Source organism: Amnibacterium sp. CER49 (genome assembly GCF_029846255.1).
Taxonomy (GTDB): Bacteria; Actinomycetota; Actinomycetes; order Actinomycetales; family Microbacteriaceae; genus Amnibacterium.
In genome coordinates this window covers 998,849-1,019,667 of record NZ_JARVWQ010000001.1, presented here as the reverse complement: position 1 = coordinate 1,019,667, position 20,819 = coordinate 998,849, and the positions used below count along the sequence as shown (strand labels likewise).

Annotated in this window: 18 protein-coding genes; 11 read left to right on the top strand and 7 right to left on the bottom strand. The window is 74.2% G+C overall.

What is annotated here, in order from left to right:
* The first annotated feature begins 66 nt into the window (after nucleotides 1–66).
* Both QDR37_RS04800 and QDR37_RS04795 read left to right on the top strand, forming a co-directional pair.
* The gene (locus QDR37_RS04800) at nucleotides 67–258 is read left to right on the top strand and encodes a hypothetical protein (RefSeq protein ID WP_279712452.1); all 192 of its coding nucleotides are present in this window, start codon (nucleotides 67–69) and stop codon (nucleotides 256–258) included.
* Nucleotides 259–322: 64 nt separating this feature from the next.
* Nucleotides 323–1,963, top strand: a complete 1,641-nt coding sequence (locus QDR37_RS04795; protein WP_279712451.1) for a glycoside hydrolase family 13 protein — start codon at nucleotides 323–325, stop codon at nucleotides 1,961–1,963.
* Between the two features lie 63 nt (nucleotides 1,964–2,026).
* Here the strand turns inward: QDR37_RS04795 and QDR37_RS04790 are convergent, their stop codons facing one another.
* Nucleotides 2,027–2,887, bottom strand: a complete 861-nt coding sequence (locus QDR37_RS04790; RefSeq protein ID WP_279712450.1) for a hypothetical protein — start codon at nucleotides 2,885–2,887, stop codon at nucleotides 2,027–2,029.
* Between the two features lie 75 nt (nucleotides 2,888–2,962).
* On the opposite strand from QDR37_RS04790, the gene QDR37_RS04785 reads away from it, so the two are divergent.
* The 4 genes from QDR37_RS04785 (at nucleotide 2,963) to QDR37_RS04770 (ending at nucleotide 9,431) form a co-directional block, all read left to right on the top strand.
* On the top strand, nucleotides 2,963–4,831 hold the full coding sequence (locus QDR37_RS04785; protein ID WP_279713552.1) for an ABC transporter ATP-binding protein: 1,869 nt from the start codon (nucleotides 2,963–2,965) through the stop codon (nucleotides 4,829–4,831).
* Between the two features lie 73 nt (nucleotides 4,832–4,904).
* Nucleotides 4,905–6,164 (top strand): glycosyltransferase family 2 protein, encoded by a 1,260-nt coding sequence (locus tag QDR37_RS04780; RefSeq protein WP_279712449.1) that lies wholly within the window; start codon nucleotides 4,905–4,907, stop codon nucleotides 6,162–6,164.
* Between the two features lies 1 nt (nucleotide 6,165).
* A complete protein-coding gene (locus tag QDR37_RS04775; RefSeq protein WP_279712448.1) occupies nucleotides 6,166–8,271 on the top strand; it encodes a glycosyltransferase family 39 protein in 2,106 nt (701 codons plus the stop codon).
* A gap of 44 nt (nucleotides 8,272–8,315) precedes the next feature.
* Entirely contained in the window at nucleotides 8,316–9,431 is a 1,116-nt protein-coding gene (locus QDR37_RS04770) for a glycerate kinase (protein WP_279712447.1), read from the top strand.
* A gap of 4 nt (nucleotides 9,432–9,435) precedes the next feature.
* Here QDR37_RS04770 and QDR37_RS04765 read toward each other — a convergent pair whose 3' ends face one another.
* The 3 genes from QDR37_RS04765 to QDR37_RS04755 all read right to left on the bottom strand — a co-directional run bounded on the left by QDR37_RS04765 (nucleotide 9,436) and on the right by QDR37_RS04755 (nucleotide 13,078).
* Nucleotides 9,436–10,056: a hypothetical protein gene (locus QDR37_RS04765; protein ID WP_279712446.1), complete on the bottom strand. Its 621-nt coding sequence runs from the start codon at nucleotides 10,054–10,056 to the stop codon at nucleotides 9,436–9,438.
* 75 nt (nucleotides 10,057–10,131) lie between these two features.
* On the bottom strand, nucleotides 10,132–12,510 hold the full coding sequence (locus QDR37_RS04760; protein ID WP_279712445.1) for an excinuclease ABC subunit UvrA: 2,379 nt from the start codon (nucleotides 12,508–12,510) through the stop codon (nucleotides 10,132–10,134).
* A gap of 61 nt (nucleotides 12,511–12,571) precedes the next feature.
* Nucleotides 12,572–13,078: a bifunctional nuclease family protein gene (locus tag QDR37_RS04755; RefSeq protein ID WP_279712444.1), complete on the bottom strand. Its 507-nt coding sequence runs from the start codon at nucleotides 13,076–13,078 to the stop codon at nucleotides 12,572–12,574.
* A gap of 178 nt (nucleotides 13,079–13,256) precedes the next feature.
* On the opposite strand from QDR37_RS04755, the gene QDR37_RS04750 reads away from it, so the two are divergent.
* A complete protein-coding gene (locus QDR37_RS04750) occupies nucleotides 13,257–13,625 on the top strand; it encodes a hypothetical protein (RefSeq protein WP_279712443.1) in 369 nt (122 codons plus the stop codon).
* 157 nt (nucleotides 13,626–13,782) lie between these two features.
* Here the strand turns inward: QDR37_RS04750 and QDR37_RS04745 are convergent, their stop codons facing one another.
* Both QDR37_RS04745 and QDR37_RS04740 read right to left on the bottom strand, forming a co-directional pair.
* A complete protein-coding gene (locus tag QDR37_RS04745; protein WP_279712442.1) occupies nucleotides 13,783–14,208 on the bottom strand; it encodes a hypothetical protein in 426 nt (141 codons plus the stop codon).
* A 70-nt stretch (nucleotides 14,209–14,278) separates the two neighbouring features.
* Nucleotides 14,279–14,953, bottom strand: coding sequence for a hypothetical protein (locus QDR37_RS04740; protein WP_279712441.1), 675 nt, complete (start codon nucleotides 14,951–14,953; stop codon nucleotides 14,279–14,281).
* Between the two features lie 516 nt (nucleotides 14,954–15,469).
* On the opposite strand from QDR37_RS04740, the gene QDR37_RS04735 reads away from it, so the two are divergent.
* The 4 genes from QDR37_RS04735 to QDR37_RS04720 all read left to right on the top strand — a co-directional run bounded on the left by QDR37_RS04735 (nucleotide 15,470) and on the right by QDR37_RS04720 (nucleotide 19,823).
* Nucleotides 15,470–16,165: a DUF4397 domain-containing protein gene (locus tag QDR37_RS04735; protein WP_279712440.1), complete on the top strand. Its 696-nt coding sequence runs from the start codon at nucleotides 15,470–15,472 to the stop codon at nucleotides 16,163–16,165.
* A 95-nt stretch (nucleotides 16,166–16,260) separates the two neighbouring features.
* The gene (locus QDR37_RS04730; protein WP_279712439.1) at nucleotides 16,261–16,854 is read left to right on the top strand and encodes a sigma-70 family RNA polymerase sigma factor; all 594 of its coding nucleotides are present in this window, start codon (nucleotides 16,261–16,263) and stop codon (nucleotides 16,852–16,854) included.
* Entirely contained in the window at nucleotides 16,835–17,578 is a 744-nt protein-coding gene (locus tag QDR37_RS04725) for an anti-sigma factor (RefSeq protein WP_279712438.1), read from the top strand. The genes QDR37_RS04730 and QDR37_RS04725 overlap by 20 nt, the downstream gene beginning before the upstream one ends.
* A gap of 55 nt (nucleotides 17,579–17,633) precedes the next feature.
* The gene (locus QDR37_RS04720; RefSeq protein ID WP_279712437.1) at nucleotides 17,634–19,823 is read left to right on the top strand and encodes an MMPL family transporter; all 2,190 of its coding nucleotides are present in this window, start codon (nucleotides 17,634–17,636) and stop codon (nucleotides 19,821–19,823) included.
* Nucleotides 19,824–20,130: 307 nt separating this feature from the next.
* On the opposite strand, the gene QDR37_RS04715 is transcribed toward QDR37_RS04720, so the two are convergent.
* Nucleotides 20,131–20,808, bottom strand: coding sequence for a Type 1 glutamine amidotransferase-like domain-containing protein (locus QDR37_RS04715; RefSeq protein ID WP_279712434.1), 678 nt, complete (start codon nucleotides 20,806–20,808; stop codon nucleotides 20,131–20,133).
* Nucleotides 20,809–20,819: the final 11 nt, after the last annotated feature.

Genomic DNA, 20,819 nt, shown 5'->3' with positions numbered 1-20,819 from the left:
GCGCGCGTCGTACCCCTCGCGCTCCGGGCGGGGATGAGATCGGGCTTCCTGTTCGTTGGGCCCGCCATGACCAGACGGCAGCGCGCCCAGCGCCCCTGGGTGCACCTCGACACCACCCCGCTGTTCGATCAGACGAACGGCACTCGCGGCGCCACCGCGGCGCAGGTGGTGCCCGACCCCGGGACGTCGGCGACGCTGAGGCTCGTCGAGCTGGGCGTCGTGTCGAGCATCATCACGTTCGGGACCGGCATCTCCTGAGCCGTTCCTCGCCCGGCTCGAGCGCATCGGGCGGGTTCCCGGCGTTCCCCTACGCTTCTCGGTCGTGACCGACCGCGGACGCGACCTGACCGACCCCGACTGGTGGCGCACCGCCGTCGTCTACCAGGTGTACCCGCGCAGCTTCGCCGACGGGAACGGCGACGGCATCGGCGACCTCGCGGGCCTGCTCGACCGGGTGCCGTACCTCGCCGCGCTCGGCATCGACGCCGTCTGGCTCAGCCCCTTCTACCCGTCGGCGCTCGCGGACGGCGGCTACGACGTCGACGACTACCGCGACGTCGACCCCCGCATCGGCACGCTCGGGCAGTTCGACGCGCTCGTCGCAGCCCTGCACGCGGAGGGCATCCGGATCGTCGTCGACATCGTCCCCAACCACTCGGGCTCGGGTCACGCCTGGTTCCGGGCGGCGCTCGCCGCCGCGCCCGGCTCGCCTGAGCGCGCGCGCTACGTGTTCCGCGACGGCGCGGGGGAGCACGGGGAGCTGCCGCCCTCGGACTGGGTGAGCCACTTCGGCGGACCCGCGTGGACGCGGGTGCCCGACGGCCAGTGGTACCTGCACCTCTTCGCCCCGGAGCAGCCCGACTTCGACTGGAGCAACCCGGAGGTGCGCGAGGAGTTCCACGACGTGCTGCGGTTCTGGTCCGACCGGGGCGTCGACGGGTTCCGGGTCGACGTCGCCCACGCGCTCGCGAAGGACCTCTCCGAGCCGTTCAGGAGCTACCCGCGGATCCACCGCGACGTCGTGGCCGTCGACGGCACGGACCCGCTGTTCGACCGCGACGAGGTGCATGAGATCTTCCGCGGCTGGCGCCGCGTGATGAACGAGTACGACCCGCCGCGCTCCGCCGTCGCCGAGGCATGGGCGCCCCCGGCGCGCCTGCCGCTCTACGCCCGGCCGGACGAGCTCGGTCAGGCCTTCGAGTTCGACCTCGTGCTCGAGCCCTGGTCGGCGCCCGCGTTCCGCTCGACGATCCAGACCGCGCTCGACCGCGCCCGCGAGGCGGGCGCCTCGTCGACCTGGGTGCTGTCGAACCACGACATCGTCCGGCACGCGAGCCGGTTCGGCCTGCCCGACGGCACCGACCTGAACGCCTGGTTGCTCACCGACGGGACGGAGCCGGCGTGCGATCTCGCGCTCGGGCTCCGGCGCGCGCTCGCCGGCACCCTGCTGCTGCTCGCGCTGCCCGGCGCCGCCTACCTCTACCAGGGCGAGGAGCTCGGGCTGCCCGAGGTCGCCGACCTGCCCGTCGAGGCGCTCGAGGACCCGATCTGGGAGCGCAGCGCGCACACCGAGAAGGGGCGCGACGGGGCTCGGGTGCCGCTGCCGTGGACGACGTCGGGGCCGTCCTTCGGGTTCGGTCAGGGCGGCAGCCACCTGCCGCAGCCCACGTGGTTCGCCGACTTCGCCGTGGAGGCCGAGGAGCGCGATCCCGGTTCGACGCTCGCGCTCTACCGGCGGGCGCTCGCGCTGCGCGCGACGCTGCTCGAGGGCGAGGGGGTGCGATTCGTCGACGACCGCCCGGCCGTGATCGAGGTCGTCCGCGACGGCGGCTGGCGCTCGGTCACGACCTTCGGCGAGTCGGCCGCCCTGCCGGAGGGCGAGATCCTGCTCGCCTCGCAGCCGGTGGGCGACGACCGCGTGCTGCCGGCCGACGCGACCGCCTGGCTGCGCGACCCCGCCTGAGCTCCCGTCGCCCTCCGATTCCGCGCCCGGACCGCTTCTATGCCGTGACCGGCATGGGCGGCCTCAGGTGAGGTTCGGCTGCAGGGCCGCCGAGGCGGTCCGAACCAGGGTGTCGTCGAAGTCCAGCACGATCTGCACGTGGCGGGTGAACTCCGCGGGCGGCAGCGCGGGGACGCGGTGCTCCTGCCCGTCGCAGCGCAGGGCCCAGGAGGCGATGAGCCGGCCGGTCGGGTCGAGCAGCTGCACCGTCGCCGACGGCACCGTCCGCGGTCGGCGCTGCATCGCGAGGCAGGCCGCCCGCACCGAGTAGCCGCCGAGGAGCGGCCCCGCGGTGAACGAGGCCGCGCGGGGGTCGCCCGGGGACGCGTAGGTGACGCGGTCCTGCTCCGCGAGGCCGTTCAGCATGAGCGCTGCCGGCAGCTCGGTGAGGCTCGGCGTCGGCGCGGGCGCCGCCGTGCCCCGGATGCCGGCTCCGGCGAGGTAGGCCGCGGGCAGGAGCACGACCGCCGCCGCGACCGCGGCGACGACCGGGACGCGTCGGCGATCCCGCGGCGCCGGCGCGGCCTCGGCCTCCGGCCCCCACGCCTCCGGCTCCGACGGCTCGGGCTCGGGCTCGGCGCCCGACCGCGCCGCCCGTCCAGCGGGCACCGCGGCGAGGGCGGCGTCGACGGCCTCCTGCACGCGCCGCCGCTCGGCGTGCGCCGCGTCCAGCGCCTCGGCAGCGCGCCGCCGGGCGTCGTCGTCGGCGCCCCGGCCGTAGAGCGTGGCCTTCGCGGCATGGTCGCCGCCGCCGGCGACGAACCGCTCGAGCGCCGCCGCGGCGGCCTCGGGCGTGCCGGCGTACGCCGCGGCGAAGCGGGAGCGGAAGACGGCGTGGTCGAGCCCGGCGGCCGCGATCCGCCGCGCCACGTCGTCGTCGCCCACGAGCCGCAGCGTAGTTCGGTGCCCCCCGCGGGGGCACGACGGGCCCGGAACCCGACCTACGCTGCTGCCGTGAGCATGACGCGCGGTCCGCACCGGGGAACGGGCTCGCGCGACGCCTCCGCGCAGCGCGCCGAGAACGCGTCCGCGCCCCGCATCCCCGATCTGCGGCAGCGGATCGTCACGCTGTTCCAGCCCTACCGGGGGCGACTCGCGGTCACGATCACGCTCGTGCTCATCACGGCCGCGCTGACGGTCGTGCCGCCGCTGCTGACGCAGCGGGCGTTCGACGACGGCCTGTTCCCGCGCTCCGGCCACCCCGACCTGCCGCGGCTCGCCGCCATCGTCGGCGGCATCGTGCTCGTGTGGGCCGTCTCGCAGGGGCTCGGCGTCTGGCAGACGTACCTCACCGCGACGGTCGGCAACGGCGTCACGGCGGACCTGCGCACCCGGTTGTTCTCGCGGCTGCAGCAGATGGAGCTCGGCTTCTTCACCCGCACCCGCACGGGCGTCATCCAGTCCCGTCTCGCGAACGACGTCGGCGGCGTCTCGAACGTGCTCTCGAACACGGTCTCGAGCGTCGTCGGCAACACCGTCACCGTGATCGCCGCGTTCGTCGCGATGACCCTGCTCAGCTGGCAGCTCACGCTCATCGCGGTCGTGCTGATCCCGCTGCTCGTCGTCGTGCAGCGCCGCGTCGGCCAGCGGCGGGCCCGGATCGCCACGGCCACGCAGGAGTCGCTGTCCGAGCTGACCGCGATCACGCAGGAGGCGCTCTCGGTCTCCGGCATCCTGCTCGCGAAGGCGTTCTCGCGGCAGGCGAGCGAGACCGCGCGGTACGCGAGCGAGAGCGAGCGGCAGCTGCGGCTGCAGGTGCGCGAGCAGATGACCGGGCAGGGCTTCTTCGCCGTCGTGCAGGTGTTCTTCCTCGTGGTGCCCGCACTCGTCTACCTGGTGTCCGGCGTGCTGCTCACGAACGGCGCCGTGATCACGGCCGGCACGATCGTCGCCTTCACGACGGTGCAGTCCCGGCTCACGTTCCCGCTGCTCGGGCTGCTCCGCGTCGCCCTCGACCTGCAGACCTCGTCGGCGCTGTTCGCGCGGATCTTCGAGTACCTCGACCTCGTGCCCGCGATCGCCGACGCGGAGGGCGCCCTGGACGTGCCGCGCGACGACCGGCTCGGTCGGGTCGAGCTCGTCCACGTCGGCTTCGAGTACCCGCCGTCGCGAGCGGGGGAGCAGCCGGTGCGGATCCTCGACGACGTCTCGTTCACGGTCGAGCCCGGGCGATTCATCGCACTCGTCGGCCCCTCCGGCGCCGGCAAGACCACGATCGGCTACCTCGTGCCGCGCCTCTACGACGCGACGGCGGGTGAGGTGCGCTTCGCGGGCGTCGACGTGAAGCGGCTGCGGCAGGAGTCGCTGCTCGAGCACATCGGTGTCGTCAGCCAGGAGACGTACCTGTTCCACGCCACCATCCGCGACAACCTCCGGTACGCGAAGGCGGACGCCTCCGACGACGAGATCCGCGCGGCGGCGCGGGCGGCGAACATCCACGAGACGATCGCCCGCTTCCCCGACGGGTACGACACCGTCGTGGGGGAGCGGGGGTACCGGCTGTCCGGGGGCGAGAAGCAGCGCATCGCCATCGCGCGGGTGCTGCTGAAGGACCCGGCGGTCGTGCTGCTCGACGAGGCGACGAGCGCCCTCGACTCGGTCTCGGAACGCATCGTGCAGGAGGCGCTCGACGCCGCGGCCAGCGGGCGCACCACGATCGCGATCGCGCACCGGCTGTCGACGATCGTGCACGCCGACGAGATCCTCGTCGTCGACGCCGGCCGCGTCGTCGAGCGCGGCACGCACGCGCAGCTGCTCGCGCTCGGAGGCCTTTACGCCGCACTCGCCGCGGAGCAGTCGGCCGAGCTCGACGAGCCGCAGCCGGCCTGAGCCCCGGAAGACCTCTCCCGCTCATCGAGCGGTCATAGGGACGGCATAGCGGCCCCGCCCACGCTCCTCCGTCATGGAAGAGCCGTTCGGGTCGCCCGAGGTCGAGATCGTCGTCCCGGTGCTCAACGAGGCGCACGTGCTGCAGCGGAGCATCTGGCGCCTCCACGACCACCTCAGCACGCACATGCCCGTCCCCTGGCGCATCACGATCGCCGACAACGCGAGCACCGACGGCACCCTCGAGGTCGCGCTCGGCCTCGCCTCGTCGCTGCCCGACGTGCAGGTGCTCCACCTCGAGCGGAAGGGCCGCGGCCTCGCCCTCCGGGCCGCCTGGAGCGCGTCCGAGGCGCGGGTGCTCGCGTACTGCGACGTCGACCTCTCGACCGATCTCGCCGGGCTCGCGCCGCTCGTCGCGCCGCTGCTGTCCGGCCACTCGGACCTCGCGATCGGCAGCCGGCTCACCCGCACGAGCCGCGTCGTGCGCGGACCGAAGCGCGAGCTCGTCTCGCGGTCCTACAACACGCTCCTCCGCGCGGTGCTCGGGGCGTCGTTCAGCGACGCGCAGTGCGGCTTCAAGGCGATCACCCGCACCGCCGCCCAGCGGCTGCTGCCGCTCGTGCGCGACGACTCCTGGTTCTTCGACACCGAGCTGCTCGTGCTCGCCGAGCGCTGCTCCCTGCGCATCCACGAGGTGCCGGTCGACTGGGTCGACGACCCCGACAGCCGCGTCGACCTCGTCCGCACCGCCCGCGACGACCTCCGCGGCATCGGACGGCTGCTGCTCGACCTGGGGCGCAACCGCCTCCCCGTCGACGCGATCGCGGCCGAGCTCGGCCGCGGGCCGATCGGCGGCACGGCACCACCTCGCTTCCGCACCCAGGTCGTGCGGTTCGCCGTGGTCGGGGTGCTCTCGACCCTCGCCTACGCGCTGCTCTACCTGCTGCTGCGGCCGCTGCTCGGCCAGCAGGCCGCGAACCTGCTCGCCCTGCTCGCCACCGCCCTCGCCAACACGGCGACGAACCGCTCGTTCACCTTCGACGTCACCGGGCGCGTCGGCGCCGTGCGCCACCAGCTGCAGGGCCTGCTCGTCCTCGGCCTCGCCTGGTGCATCACCGCGGGCTCGCTCGTGGCGCTGCACGCCGGCGTCCCGCACGCGTCCCCCGCCGAGGAGATCGTCGTGCTCACCGCCGCGAACCTCGTCGCCACCCTGCTCCGCTTCGTGCTGCTCCGCGGCTGGGTCTTCCGCGCCCGCCGAGCGGCGCCCGAGGAGCGCCAGACCCCTGCCCAGGCGGCCGAGCCCGCCGACCGGACCCCGAACATGGAGATCGCCTGACGTGACCACGACCTCGACCACGACCACCGCCCCCGCCCGCCGCCCGGTCGCGATCGGCGCGCGCCTCCGCGCCCTGCCCCGCGACCTCTGGCGCGGCCGGGGGACCGACGCCGCCTGGGTGCGCCCGGGCCTCCTCGGCCTGCTCGCCGTCACCGCCGTCCTGGACGTCTGGGATCTCGCCGCGAGCGGCTGGGCGAACGCCTTCTACTCAGCGGCCGTGCAGGCCGGCTCCTCGAGCTGGGAGGCCTTCCTCTACGGCTCGTCCGACGCGGGGAACTCGATCACCGTCGACAAGCCGCCCGCATCGCTCTGGGTCATGGAGCTGTCCGTCCGCGTCTTCGGCCTCAGCCCGTGGAGCATCCTGCTGCCGCAGGCACTGATGGGGGTGCTCACCGTCGCGCTCGTCGTCGCGATCGTCCGGCGCTCGTTCGGCCCGGGCGCCGGGCTCGTCGCCGGCGCCGCGACCGCGCTCACCCCTGTCGCCGTGCTCATGTTCCGCTTCAACAACCCCGACGCGCTGCTCGTGCTGCTCGTCACCCTCGCCACCTACCTCACCCTGCGGGCCGTCGAGGACGGTCGCGCCCGATGGATCCTCTGGGCGGGCGTCGCGATCGGCTTCGGGTTCCTCACGAAGCAGCTGCAGGCCTTCCTCGTCGTGCCCGTGCTCGCCGGCGTCTTCCTGCTCGCGTCGCCGCGACGCCTCGGCACGCGGTTCCTGCACCTGCTCGGCGCACTCGGCGCCCTCGTCGTGTCGGCCGGCTGGTGGGTTGCGATCGTCGAGCTCGTGCCCGCGAGCGCCCGGCCCTACATCGGCGGCTCCCAGACCAACGACTTCCTCGAGCTCACCTTCGGCTACAACGGCTTGGGGCGTCTCACCGGCAACGAGACCGGTTCCGTCACGGGTGGCGCGGGCGGCCGCACCACCGGCGGTGGCATGTGGGGTCAGACCGGCGTGCTGCGACTGCTCAGCAGCGAGTTCGCCTCGCAGATCAGCTGGCTGCTGCCCGCCGCGCTCGCCGCACTGGTCGTCGGGCTCGTGGTGCTGTGGCGGCGCCCGCGCGTCGATCCCGCCAGGGCCACGGTGCTGCTGCTCGGCGGCACGCTGCTCGTCACCGGCCTCGCGTTCAGCTTCGGCGCCGGCATCATCCACCCCTACTACTCCGTCGCGCTCGCGCCCGCCATCGGCGGCCTCGTCGGCATCGGCGCGGGGCTGCTGTGGCGGCGCCGCGCGGCGCTGCGGGCCCGCATCACGGCGGCGGCGATCGTCGTCATGACGGCGGCCTGGGCGTTCGTGCTGCTGTCGGGCGCGCCGTCATTCCTGCCGTGGCTGAAGGTCGTCGTCGCCGTGGCGGGGATCGTCGCCGCCGTCGCGCTCGTGATCGGCCCGGTCGCTGCGCGGCTCGCGCCGGTCGCCGTGGTCGCGGCGCTCGTCGCGGGCCTCGCGGGGCCTGCTGCGTACGCCGTCGAGACCACCTTCACCGCGCACACCGGCTCGCTGCCCACCGCGGGCCCGGCGACCACGACCGGCTTCGGCGGCACCGCCGGTCCCGGCGGCCGAGCCTTCGCGCAGGGCGGTGGCTTCCGCGGCCAGAACGGCTTCGGCGGCGGTCAGCCGCCGGCGTTCGGCGGGCCGACCGGGCAGCCGCCCGCGTTCGGCGGCCAGGCCGGCACCAACGGCGGCTTCCGCGGTGCGCCCGGTGGCGCGGCCGGTGGTCTCCTCGGTGGCAGCACGACGGTGAGCAGCGCGCTCGTCACCGCGCTGCAGCAGGACGCCGGCAGGTACACCTGGGCGGCCGCCGCGATCGGCTCGCAGAACGCCGCCGCCTACCAGCTCGCCTCCGGCGAGGCCGTGATGCCGATCGGCGGCTTCAACGGCAGCGACCCGTCGCCGACGCTGGCCGGGTTCCAGGCCGACGTCGCCGCCGGGAAGGTGCACTGGTTCATCGCCTCCGGCATGCGCGGCGGGAGCGCGAACGGCGGCTCGGATGCCGCAGCGCGGATCGCGACCTGGGTCGAGGCGCACTTCTCGTCGTCGACGATCGGCGGGGTGACGGTCTACGACCTCACCTCCGCATCGGCCGCCTCCTCGAGCACGACCTCGGCCTGACGCCCGGCGCGGCGACGGTCGCCCTGGTGGGACAGACTCCTGCCATGGCGACCGTCGTGCTCGCGCCGAACGCGTTCAAGGGCTCCCTCGGCGCCCCTGCGGCCGCCGAGGCGCTCGCCGCGGGCTGGCGATCGGTGCGACCGGCCGACGTGCTCGTGCCGCTGCCCGTGGCGGACGGCGGCGACGGCACCCTCGACGCGGTCGAGGCCTCCGGGGGCGGGGTGCGGCACCTGCTCGACGTGCCGGGGCCTGCGGGAGGGACCGTGACCGGGCCCTGGCTCGCGCTGCCGGACGGGGCGGCGCTCGTCGAGCTCGCCGCTGCCGGCGGGCTCGCCCTCGCCGACCGGTCCGGGCCGCCGGACCCCGCCCGGGCCGCGCTGGCGAGCACCCTCGGCTTCGGGCGCGCGGTGCGGGCCGCGATCGAGGCCGGCAGCGACGAGGTGCTGCTCGCCGTCGGCGGCAGCGCCTCCAACGACGGCGGCGCGGGGTTCCTCACGGCCCTCGGTGCCCGGCTGCTCGACGCGGCCGGTGAGCCCGTGCCGCCCGGCAACGCGGGCCTGGCGGTGCTGCACCGCGTCGACGTCCGCGGCCTCGTGCCGCTTCCCGTGCGCGGCGCCCGGATCCTCACCGATGTGACGAACCCGCTGCTCGGGCCCGACGGCGCCGCCGCGGTGTTCGGGCCGCAGAAGGGCGCGGGGCCGGTCGACCTCCCGGTGCTCGAGCGCAACCTCGCACGCCTCGCCGAGGTGCTCGCCGGCGCGCTGCCGGTCGATCCGTGCGCGGCGGGCGCCGGCGCGGCCGGCGGTCTCGCGTTCGGGGCGGCGGCCTGGGGCGCGACGATCGTCGACGGCGCGGCCGAGGTGGCCCGCCGGGTAGGGCTGCCCGGCGCGCTCGTCGGCGCCGACGCGGTCGTCACGGGGGAGGGGCGCTACGACCGGCAGACGACGGCGGGCAAGGCGCCGGAGCGGGTGCGACTGCTCGCGCTCGCGGCCGGCGTCGCGCCGCTGCTCGTCGCGGGATCGATCGATGCGCCGACGGACGGCTGGCGCGCCGCCGTGGCGCTCGCCGACCTCGCGGGCTCCGCCTCGGCCGCGATCGGGTCGCCGGCGCGGTTCCTCGAGCAGGCCGGGGCGCGCCTCGCGGCGGAGTACGGGGTCTGAGGGCTCAGCCGAGCGAGAGCGTCGGCCCCAGCGCGACGGCGACGCACAGCGCCGCGCCGGCGAGCACGAACACCGCGGTCGCCCGCAGCGGGTGCCGCTCGTGCCAGCGCAGCTGGTGGCGGTGCCGGGAGCGCAGCTCGGAGAGCGTGACCGGCTCGTCGGTGGTCTCCAGGGGCACGTCGAAGTGCGCGAGGACGTCGGTGAGGCACGAGTCGTTCCAGGCGCCCTCGCGCATCCGGAACAGGGTGCGCGCGCGGCCGTCGAGGAGGAACAGGTGGCGCCGCGGCTGCAGGGTGTGCGGGTCGTAGATGGGCACGACGAGCGCGGAGGCGACGTCGCCGATCCGGGCCCGGCGCGGGGTGCGGAGCAGGCCGTGCTCGAGCAGGCCGTCCGCGTCGAGACGCAGCCGGACGCCGGCGAAGCGCCACGACACCGCCTCGGTGGCGAGGAACGCGCCGGCGGTCGCGACGAGCAGCGGCAGCGCCTTGTCGATGCCGCCGATGAGGATCGCGGTCAGGTAGGCGGGCGCGAACGCGCCGAGCAGCGCGAGGACCACGCGGCGCCGGTCCGCGTGCCGGATCGGCGTGAGCGTGCGCTCCGCGACGGGCGCGGCCACCTGGGTCATGGCCGCAGCGTAGGGACGGGTCCGGCCCGGGATGCAGCCCCAGAAGGGGCGCCCTGCCGGTCCCGCCGCCCGGGGTCAGGCGCTCACGTACACCGCGAGGTGCTGCCCCGAGAGGGTCGAGCGCTGCGTCACCAGGTCGGCCGGGGTGCCGGTGAAGACGATGCGGCCGCCGTCGCGGCCCGCTCCGGGGCCGAGATCGATGATCCAGTCGGCGTGCGCCATCACCGCCTGGTGGTGCTCGACGACGATCACCGACCGGCCGTCGTCGACGAGCCGGTCGAGCAGGCCGAGCAGCTGCGCCACGTCGGCGAGGTGCAGGCCCGTCGTCGGCTCGTCGAGCACGAGGATCCCGCCCGGCTCCGCCATCCGGTTCGCGAGCTTCAACCGCTGCCGCTCGCCGCCCGACAGCGTCGTGAGCGGCTGCCCGATCGCGAGGTAGCCGAGCCCGACGTCGTCGAGCCGGCCGAGGATCGCGTGCGCGGCTGGGACATGCGCGGGACCCCTGCCGAAGAAGGTCGCCGCCTCGGTGACCGGCATCGCGAGCACCTCGGCGATGTCGCGACCGCCGAGCCGGTGCTCGAGCACCGCCGCCTGGAACCGCCGGCCCTCGCACTCCTCGCAGGTCGTCGAGACGCCGCTCATCATGCCGAGGTCGGTGTAGACGACGCCGGCGCCGTTGCAGACCGGGCAGGCGCCCTCGGAGTTCGGGCTGAACAGCGCGGGCTTCACCCCGTTGGCCTTCGCGAACGCGGTGCGGATCGGATCGAGCAGCCCGGTGTAGGTGGCGGGGTTGCTGCGGCGGGAGCCCCGGATCGGCGTCTGGTCGATGGACACGACGTCGACGCCGGCGGGCAACGAGCCGTGCACGAGCGAGCTCTTGCCGGATCCGGCGACGCCCGTGACGACGACGAGCACGCCGAGCGGGATGTCGACGTCGACGTGCTGCAGGTTGTGGGCGGTGGCGTCGCGGACCTCGATCCGTCCCGTCGGCGTGCGCACCGAGTCCTTCAGCGCCGTGCGGTCGCCGAGGTGCCGTCCGGTGACGGTGTCGCTGCGCCGCAGCTCGTCGACGGTGCCCGTGAAGCAGACGCGGCCGCCGGCCGCGCCGGCGCCCGGCCCCAGGTCGATGACGTGGTCGGCGATCGTGATCGCCTCGGGCTTGTGCTCGACGACGAGGACCGTGTTGCCCTTGTCGCGCAGCCGCAGCAGCAGCCGGTTCATCCGCTCGATGTCGTGCGGGTGGAGACCGACCGTCGGCTCGTCGAAGACGTACGTGATGTCGGTGAGCGCCGACCCGAGGTGCCGCACCGTCTTCGTGCGCTGCGCCTCGCCGCCCGAGAGCGTGCCGGTCGGGCGGTCGAGCGACAGGTAGCCGAGCCCGATCTCGACGAACGAGTCGAGGGCGGCGGTCAGCGCGGTGGTGAGCGGGGCGACCGCGGGCGCGTCGAGGCCGCGCATCCAGTCGGCGAGGTCGCTGATCTGCATCGCGCACGCGTCCGCGATGCTCACGCCCGCGATCCGGGCCTCCCGAGCAGGGGCCGCGAGGCGGGTCCCACCGCACTCCGGGCAGGACGTGAACGTCACGGCCCGCTCGACGAAGGCGCGGATGTGCGGCTGCATCGCGTCGACGTCCTTCGACAGCATCGTCTTCTGCAGCTTCGGGATCAGCCCCTCGACCGTGAGGTTCAGGTTGCTGAGGCGCACCTTCGTCGGTTCCTTGTGCAGCAGGTCGTCGCGCTGCCGCGCCGTGAGGTCGCGCACCGGCACGTCCGCGGGGACGAGCCCCGACTCCGTGTACATGCGCACCTGCCAGCCGTCGGGCGTGTAGCCGGGCACGCGGATGGCGCCGTCGGCGAGCGAGCGCGACTCGTCGACGATCTCGGCGAGGTCGAGGTCCGTGATGCTGCCCATGCCCTCGCAGCGCGGGCACATGCCTCCCGCGCGCTCGTAGGTGCGCGACACCGCCTTGCCGCCGGCGACCGAGATGGCGCCCTTGCCGACGATCGAGGGCACGTTGAACGAGAAGGCGTTCGGGCCACCGATGCGGGGCTCCGCGAGGCGGCTGAAGAGGATGCGCAGCATCGCGTTCACGTCCGTCGCGGTGCCGACCGTCGACCGGGCGTTCGCGCCCATCCGCTCCTGGTCGACCCCGATCACCGTCGTCAGGCCCTCGAGCAGGTCGACGTCGGGCCTCGCCGACGTGGGCATGAAGCCCTGCACGAAGGCGCTGTAGGTCTCGTTGATGAGCCGCTGCGACTCCGCCGCGATCGTGCCGAAGACGAGCGAGCTCTTGCCGGAGCCCGACACCCCCGTGAAGGCGGTGAGGCGCCGTTTCGGGATGTCGACGTCGACGTCCTGCAGGTTGTGCTCCCGCGCACCGCGCACGCGGATGACGTCGTGCCGGTCGGGCGCGGGGCCGTCCGCGGTCGGCCGGTCCGGGACCTCGATCGTCATGGGCGCTCCCTTCCCCGGCCGACGGCGGCCGGGGGGCCAAGCCGATCCTGCCGGGCGCGGGTCAGCCCTGGAAGTCCTCCGGGTCGACGTCGGCGAGGAACCGCCGGAACTCGGCGACCTCCTCCTCGGCCTCGACGGGCTCCTCCTCGGTGCCCTCCGGCTCCTCGAGCACCCCCGCGTCGTCGAGCACCGCCTCGGCGACGAAGAGCGGCGCCCCGACGCGGGAGGCGAGCGCGATCGCGTCGGACGGTCGGCAGTCGAGCGTCAGGCGTCCGGCCGTCGTCGTGAGGCTGAGCTCCGCGTAGAACGTGCCCTCCTCGATCCGGGTGACCGCGACGCGGTCCACGCTCGCGTCGACCGCCTCGAGCAGGCGCTGCATGAGGTCGTGCGACAACGGTCGCGGGGCCTCTTCGCCGTTCACCGCGATCGAGATGGAGGCGGCCTCCTGCGCGCCGACCCAGATCGGCACGAGCGTGCGCGGACCGCGGTCGTGCACGAGCGGCGTGAGCAGCACGACGGGCTGCATGCGGGCGTCGACGGCGAGGCCGAGCACACGGACCGGGACCACGGGCGGCACCTCCCTCGTCGCCGGCGCGGCGGGCGCCGTCCCGTCCAGGGTAGGCCCGGAGCGCTCCGCCGAGCCGGTCGATCCGCGCCCGCATCCCCGACGTGAAGCAGCGGCGCGGCTGCGTCACCCGGACCTCCCAGCCTGCTCCGGGAGGCTCGGCCGACGGAAGGAGCCGCAGGTGAAGCGCATCTCGATGGCGGGCTCGGACATCGCCGTGACCGACGGGCGGATCGCCGCGGCGCTGCTCGACTACGCGATGCATCTCGGGCAGTCCGGCACGACCGACACGGTCACCCTGCCGGTCGCCGCGAACGGGCGGGTCCAGGAGGCGAGCCTGCTGCTGGGTCCGGCGAGCGAGATCGCGGTGACCGACAACAACGACGTGAGCCTCGAGGGCGTCGAGCTGCCAGGGGTCGAGGCGGTCGTCGCCGAGCTGGAGCGCCGCGTCCACGTCCTGACCGGGCAGCGCGACGAGATGCCGGGCGATCCGGGCGACGTGCACTCGGCGTTCGTCGACTTCGAGGACCCAGCCGGCCGCCAGGGGTGACGCGCCGGTTCGTCGGCGGGGGACGTCCCGCGCCGCTCGGATCAGCCGTCGGTGCCGGTGCTCCTCACCAGGTGGGCACCAGACCGTCTCGCCCGGCCGGGCCCGAGGAGCGGGAGGCCCTGCCGACGCACCGCTCGGCTCGGCGGCCGAGGCGCGGTCACACGCACTTGGGGTTGCTCGAGGCGATGGTCCGTGTCGCGGTGGCGACGGACTGCGCCGCGACCCAGTTCGACCCGACCGACGCCTGGACCTTGTAGGAGTAGGTGCCGTTCGCGAGCGAGGCGCTCGTCCAGGCGGTGCTCGGTGCCGTCACCGTCGCCGTCGCGGTGCCGGAGCCGTTCGCGAAGATCGCGTAGCTCGTCGCGTGGGCCACGGCGGTCCAGGTGACGACGATCGTCTGGCTGCTGCTCGATGTGCAGGAGCTGGTGGGCGACGGTACCGGTGCGGGCGATGCCGAGGCGGCGGATTGTCCTTTCGCGCCGGCGGCGGTGACGGCCCAGGCGGTCGCGAAGGAGGCGGACGCCGTCGTCAGGAGGGCAGCGGCGACCGCGGCGGCGAGCCACAGCCGGATCCTGAGCGCCATCCCGGTCGTTCCGTTCGTTCGATCCCGCGGCGGACCCGATTCCCGTCGCGTCCGCCGTCCAAAGACCCGCTCAGCTGGTCCAGGCGTCGGTCGCCGGCGACGCGGTCGCGGTGCCCGACCCGCCGCTCGCCGCGATACCGGTGAGCGACGGCATCGAGAAGTAGGCGTTCTGGCAGGCCGAGGGCGAGTTCGTGCCCATGATCGCGTCGCTCGTGAACGTCACGGTGAGGTTGCCGTTCGCCGCGACGACGAGCGGCGTCGTCAGCGTGTGGGCGGTGCCGCTCGTGCCCGTCGCGAAGTTCCACGCGACCGTGCTGCCCGTCGCCGTGGTCGTCGCGTCGCAGCCGGTGACAGCCGCGGAGAGCGCGGCGTCGCTGTAGCCGGCCCCGTAGGTGGTGCTCGTCGGGAGGTTCACCCCGGTGACCGTCACGGGGAAGGAGTTCGGGTTCGTGATCTTCGCCACGACGTCACCCGTGCCGCCCGGGTACAGCAGGTTCGACGGCGACGGCGTCGTCGTCGCGACGATCGTCACGTTGGAGACCGAGCCGGCCTTGCTCAGGGCGTTCGAGCCGCCGGCGAGACCGACCAACCAGTTCGTGGCCGCGTACGAGGCGGTGCCGACGAGCAGCACGCCGACGGTGGCCGAGAGGATCTTCGATCCGAGCGACCAGCGGCGCGCGCGGCCGACGTGACGGGCGCTCCTCACGCGCCTGCCCGTGCCCTGCCGGTGCTTGCTCGAGGCCATCCTGCGGTCCAATCCATCGGTCGTGCGGCGCTTCCATGCGCTGACCTCGCGTCAGGGCTCCCTGACGAGGTCGCGCGAAAACTATTCGGAGCGGAGGCGCGCGCCGCGGAGCGACGGGCGCCCCAGTTGGAGGCATCCCCGTTCAGGTGGCGGCGCCGCAGAGCGGGCGATGACCGCGGGGATCGAGGCCGTCGGCCGCCTCGTCCCATCACGTCGCGAGGTCAGGAATGACGGCGGGGACGCCGAGACCGCGACGATCGAGCCCCGCCCCGAACGACTCGGCCCGGATGCGTCGCCGACTCCGCGGGGCGACCTGGATCTTCCGCGTGTCGGGATCCTCGCGCAGCGGGAGGAACCGACCTGACCAGACCGGTGCGACCGTCGCTCGCGGCATCCACGCGCGAATCGCCCGGCGAACTCACAGCCTTCCGCGCATCCAGGAGGGCCTCCGCGGCAGAAGTACAGGTCAGCAGGCGACGACAGGCCGCCTCAACCCCCCAACCCGAGGAGATCCCCGTGCGAATCCGTTCGCTCCTGACCGGTCTGACCGTCGGCGCCGTCGCTGCGGTCGGCGCGATCGTGCCCACGCAGGCAGCCACCACCAGCGACTCCACGACCGCCGTCGTGTCGATCCTGCACGCCGTGCCGAAGACGCCCGTGGACGTGTACGTCAACCACCACCGCCTGCTGAACGACTTCCAGCCCGGCACCTTCGCCGGCCCGCTCAACGTGAAGGCCGGCAGCTACACCATCACCATCACGGCCGCGTCGGCGACGAACGACCGCCACCCCGTCATCGGCCCCCTCACGGTGCGCTTCGCCGCGCACCAGAACTACACGGTCGCCGCGCACCTCACCGCGAGCGGTGCGCCGACCGCGACGCTCTACACCAACCCGCTCGCGCCGACGGCGGACGAGAGCGGCCGCCTCATCGTGCGCCACGACGCCGCCGCGCCGGCGGTCGACGTGCTCGCGAACGGATCGGCGATCATCAAGGGCCTCACGAACCCGGGTCAGCGGATCCTCCGCGTCAAGGAGGGCACCTACAGCGCCGCGGTGGCGCTCGCCGGCACGACGAAGCCGGTCATCGGTCCCGCGAAGGTGCGGCTCGACGAGGGCATGGACACCATCGTCTACGCCTGGGGCAGCGCGAAGGCGGGCAACCTGATGCTCGCCGTGCAGACCGTCTACACCCACGGCGGCGAGGACTAGTCCGCAGCGACCCAGCGGCGCGATCCGCTGGTGAACCCGCCGGGCAGCGGCTGGACCCGTTCCAGCCGCTGCCCGGCACCGATCGGTGGGCCATGATGAGCGCGGTACTGACGCGCAGGGCGGCGGCGCCGGACGGGCTGCGGATGGACGAGGACGACGACGACGCGCTGAGCCGCGCGTTCTCCTCCGGCGATCCCCGCGCGCTCGCCGAGGTGTACAGCCGGTGGTCGGCCCTCGTGCACACGCTCGCCCTGCGCTCGCTCGGCGACCCGGGGGAGGCGGAGGACGTGACGCAGCAGGTCTTCGTCGCCGCCTGGCGATCCCGCGGCACCTTCGACCCGGACCGCTCGCGGGTGCCGGCCTGGCTCGTCGGCATCACGAAGCACGCGATCGCCGACGCGATCGCCGCCCGCGTCCGGCTCGCCGAGCTGACCGAGCGCCTCGAGGGCGAGGAGCAGACGCGGCAGGAGTCCGACCTCGCCGACCGGCTGCTCGTCGCGGACGAGCTGCAGCGCCTGCCGGCCGAGGCGCAGCAGGTGGTGCGGCTCGCCTTCTTCGACGGCCTGACGCACCTGCAGATCGCCGAGCGGCTCGGGCTGCCGCTCGGTACCGTGAAGAGCCACATCCGCCGCAGCCTCACGCGGATGCGCGATCGCTTGGGGGTGAGCGATGACGCACGTCGACCCTGACGTCCTCGCGCTGCTCGCCCTCGGCGAGGACGCCGCGACGGACGAGGAGCGCGCCCACATCGCGGACTGCGCGGAGTGTCGCGAGCTGATCCGCGAGCTCGCGAGCGCCGCGGCCGTCGGCCGCACCGTGCTCGAGCTCGACCGTCTCGTCAGCCCGCCGCCGCGCGTCTGGGACGCCGTCGCCGCCGAGCTCGACCTTCCCGCCGACGTGGCGCCCGTGGCGGTGCTCGAGCGGCCGGTCCCCGATGACGCGCCGCGCGCCGTTCCGCACGTCGCGCGGCGTCGCCGGTCCCGTCGCCGCCTCGTGCTGCTCGCCGTCGCGGCCGCCGTGGTGCTGCTCGCCGCCGGCATCACGGCCGGCATCGGGATCGCCCACGTCGACCAGCCGCGCATCGTCGCCGAAGCCGTGCTCTCGCACCTGCCCGGGTTCCCCGGCGCCTCCGGGCGGGCCGACATCGAGCAGTACCCCGACGGGCGGCGTGTGGTCGTCGTGACCACGAACCTGAAGCCGAGCGCGTCGGCCGGGCACGAGGTCTGGCTCATGGACGCCGCGACCGGGCGCCGGGTCGAGGTCGGCTTCCTGAAGGACGGCGCGGGGGAGTTCCCGCTGCCCGAGCACGTCGACCTGAAGCAGTACTCCTACATCGACATCTCCGTCGAGCCGCACGACGGCGACCCCGCACCCTCCGGCCGGTCGGTGGTGCGGGGGCCGCTCGGCTCCTGAGGCCGCCGCCGGCCGTGACGCAGACGCTTCCAGGACGGACGGGCGGTCACGCCGCATGAGCCGCCAGGCGGTTCCCGCTCCCGCGGAGGGTGCGCGCTCCCGCACATCGGGACGGGTGCGGGTGCTGCGGGTGCTCGCCGCCCTCGTCCTCGTCGCCGCCTGGATGGCGGTGTCCGCGCGAGGCGGCCCGACCTTCGGCACGATCTCCGAGGTCACGAACAACGACCAGACCTCCTACCTGCCCGCGACGGCCGAGTCGACCGTGGTGCAGAACCGGGAGAAGGACTTCTTCGGCTCCGACACGATCCCCGTGGTCGTCCTGTTCGTCCGCGATAGCGGCCTGATCGCCGCCGACCGGCAGGCGGTCGCCGCCGAAGCGTCTCGCTTGCGCGCGGTCCACGACGTCACGTCCGCCTCGCCGCCGCTGCCGTCGAAGGACGGGAAGGCGCTCGAGATCATCGCGACCGTCCGCGCATCGGCGGACGGCAGCGTGGTCGTCGACGCGCTGCGCAGGTCCGTCGCCGGCCACGAGAGCCCAGGGCTGCGCAGCTGGGTCACGGGCCCCGCCGCGATCGGCGCGGACTTCGGCGCCGGCTTCAGCGGCATCGACGGCGTGCTGCTGCTCGTGGCGCTCGCAGCGGTGTTCGTGATCCTGCTGGTCGTCTACCGCTCGTTGCTGCTGCCGGTGGTGGTGCTGCTCACCTCGGGCTTCGCGCTCACCGGCAGCATCCTCGTCGTCTACGGCATCGGCAAGGCGGGCTGGGTGACGATCACCGGCCAGAGCCGCGGGATCCTCGCCATCCTCGCGATCGGCGCGGCGACGGACTACTCGCTGCTGCTCGTCGCCCGCTACCGCGAGGCGCTGCGCACGGAGCGCAGCCACTGGCGCGCGCTGTGGACGGCGTGGAAGCGGGCCATCGAGCCCATCGCGGCGTCCGCCGCCACGGTGATCCTCGCGGTGCTCTGCCTCGGCTTCTCCGACCTCAACTCGAACAAGGGGCTCGGGCCGGTGGCCGCCGTGGCGATCGCGTTCGCGTTCCTCGCCGCCGTCACCGCGCTGCCGGCGATCCTCGCGCTGCTGCGCCGCGCGGCGTTCTGGCCGCTCATCCCGCGCTACTACGACCCCGCGGCCGCCACCGCCGACGAGCCGCGAGCGGGACGCCTCTGGAGCGGCATCGGCCGCGGGGTCGAACGACGGCCCCGGATCCTCTGGATCGCGACGACCGTGGTCCTCGGCGCGCTCGCCCTCGGCCTCACGCAGCTGCAGGCGAACGGCGTGCCCCAGACCGACACCCTGCTGAGCCCGTCGCAGTCGGTGGCCGGGCAGAAGGAGCTCGGGCGGCACTACGACGCAGGCAGCGGCAGCCCGGTGGTGGTGCTCGCGCCGCAGGCATCGGCGACGCGCGTCCTCCACGCGGTCGAGCAGGTGCCGCACATCGCCTCGGCGAGCGTCTACACGGGCACCCGGGGTGGGCCGCCCGCGGGCATGCCGGGGGTTCCGGCGCCGCAGCCGAAGGTCGTGGGCGGTCGGGTGCTGATCGAGGCGACGCTCACCGTCCAGGCCGACTCGCGCACCGCCCAGGACGCGGTGACGACGGTCCGGTCGAGGCTCCGTCCCATCGCGCCGACGGCGAAGGTCGGCGGCACGTCGGCGCTCGACCTCGACACGAACGTCACGGCCCAGCGCGACCTGCGCACGATCATCCCGATCGTGCTGGCGGTCATCTTCGTGGTCCTCGCCCTGCTGCTGCGGTCGCTCGTCGCGCCGCTGCTGCTCATCGCGACCGTCGTGCTCAGCTACGGCGCCACGCTCGGGGTCGCGGCGCTCGCGTTCCGGTTCGGCTTCCGGTTCCCCGGGGCCGATCCCTCAGTCCCGCTGTTCGGCTTCGTCTTCCTGGTCGCGCTCGGCGTCGACTACAACATCTTCCTCATGACCCGGGTGCGGGAGGAGGCGAAGCGGCGGGGCACGCGCCGCGGGATCGTCACCGGGCTCACCGCGACGGGCGGCGTGATCACGTCCGCCGGCGTCGTGCTCGCAGCGACCTTCGCCGCGCTCGGCGTGATCCCCATCCTCTTCCTCGTGCAGATCGCGTTCATCGTCGCCTTCGGCGTGCTGCTCGACACGATCGTCGTGCGCACGCTGCTCGTCCCGGCCGCGTCGCTCGAGATCGGCCGGGCGCTCTGGTGGCCCGCGCGGCTGTGGCGCAGGGACGGGGCCGCGAGCCCGTCGGGCCCGACGAGCTGAGCGCGGAGAGGTCGAGGCCGCGGGGGCTCTGGAACCGCGTGCACGGGCACGTCGCAGGCGCTCGCTCCATTCCCGCTGCTCCCACAGGGCCGGGCGCATCGCAGGGGCAACGGGGGATCGTCCGCGTCCCACCGCGCGCTCGGCTTCGAGGTCGAGCCGAGCGACGACCTGCTGGACGGCGTCCCGGTGCGGCTCGACCACGACGGCCTGCTGCCGGCACCCGCCTGGTGGATCCCGGGCGCGTTCCGACATCGCGGGCGCGGAACGACGCCCGGAATCTCGGAAGCCGCCCGGTTCCGCGGCGACGTCAGGCGGCCGTGCCGCCGAACCGCTCCCAGCGGCCCTCGGAGACCACGTCGACCCGTCCATCGACGACCCGGATGGCGGTCTGGTCGTCGATCGCGTAGGACGGGCACGGCATGGTCTCGGCCCAGGCCACGGCCTCCGCCATCGTGTTGCCCGGCATGCCGTCCTCGGCGAGGTGCGGGCAGATCGCGAAGTCGACGAGGCCGAGCGCGCGGTCCTCGATCTCGCCCTTGCGCCACTGGATGAAGTCCTCGCCCACGCTCGGCGCCGTGACCATGCTCCCCGCGCTCATGCCGACCCAGACGGTCTGCTCGAGCGTCGGCAGCAGGTCCTCGAGCCCGGACTCCCGCACCCAGTGCGCGAGGTACAGCGCGTCGCCACCGCTGAACAGCAGGACGTCGGCATCGCGGAGCCACGGGGTCCACTGCTCGGCCGGAAGACTCGGCAGCGCCGCGAGCTCGAGCAGCGCCACCGACTTCCACTCGAGATCCGTCATCGGCTCCGCGGAGCGGCCGGCGACGAACTGCCAGGCCCGATCGAGGCCCGCGCGGGGGTGGCCGTACATCGCGGTCGGGATGCAGAGCGCGGTCGACTCGGCGATCGGCTTGCCGAGCAGGTCGACGAGCGCGTCGCGGATGCTCGCGTTCTTGACGCCGGCCGAGGTGAGCAGGAGCTTCATCGACGAATCCC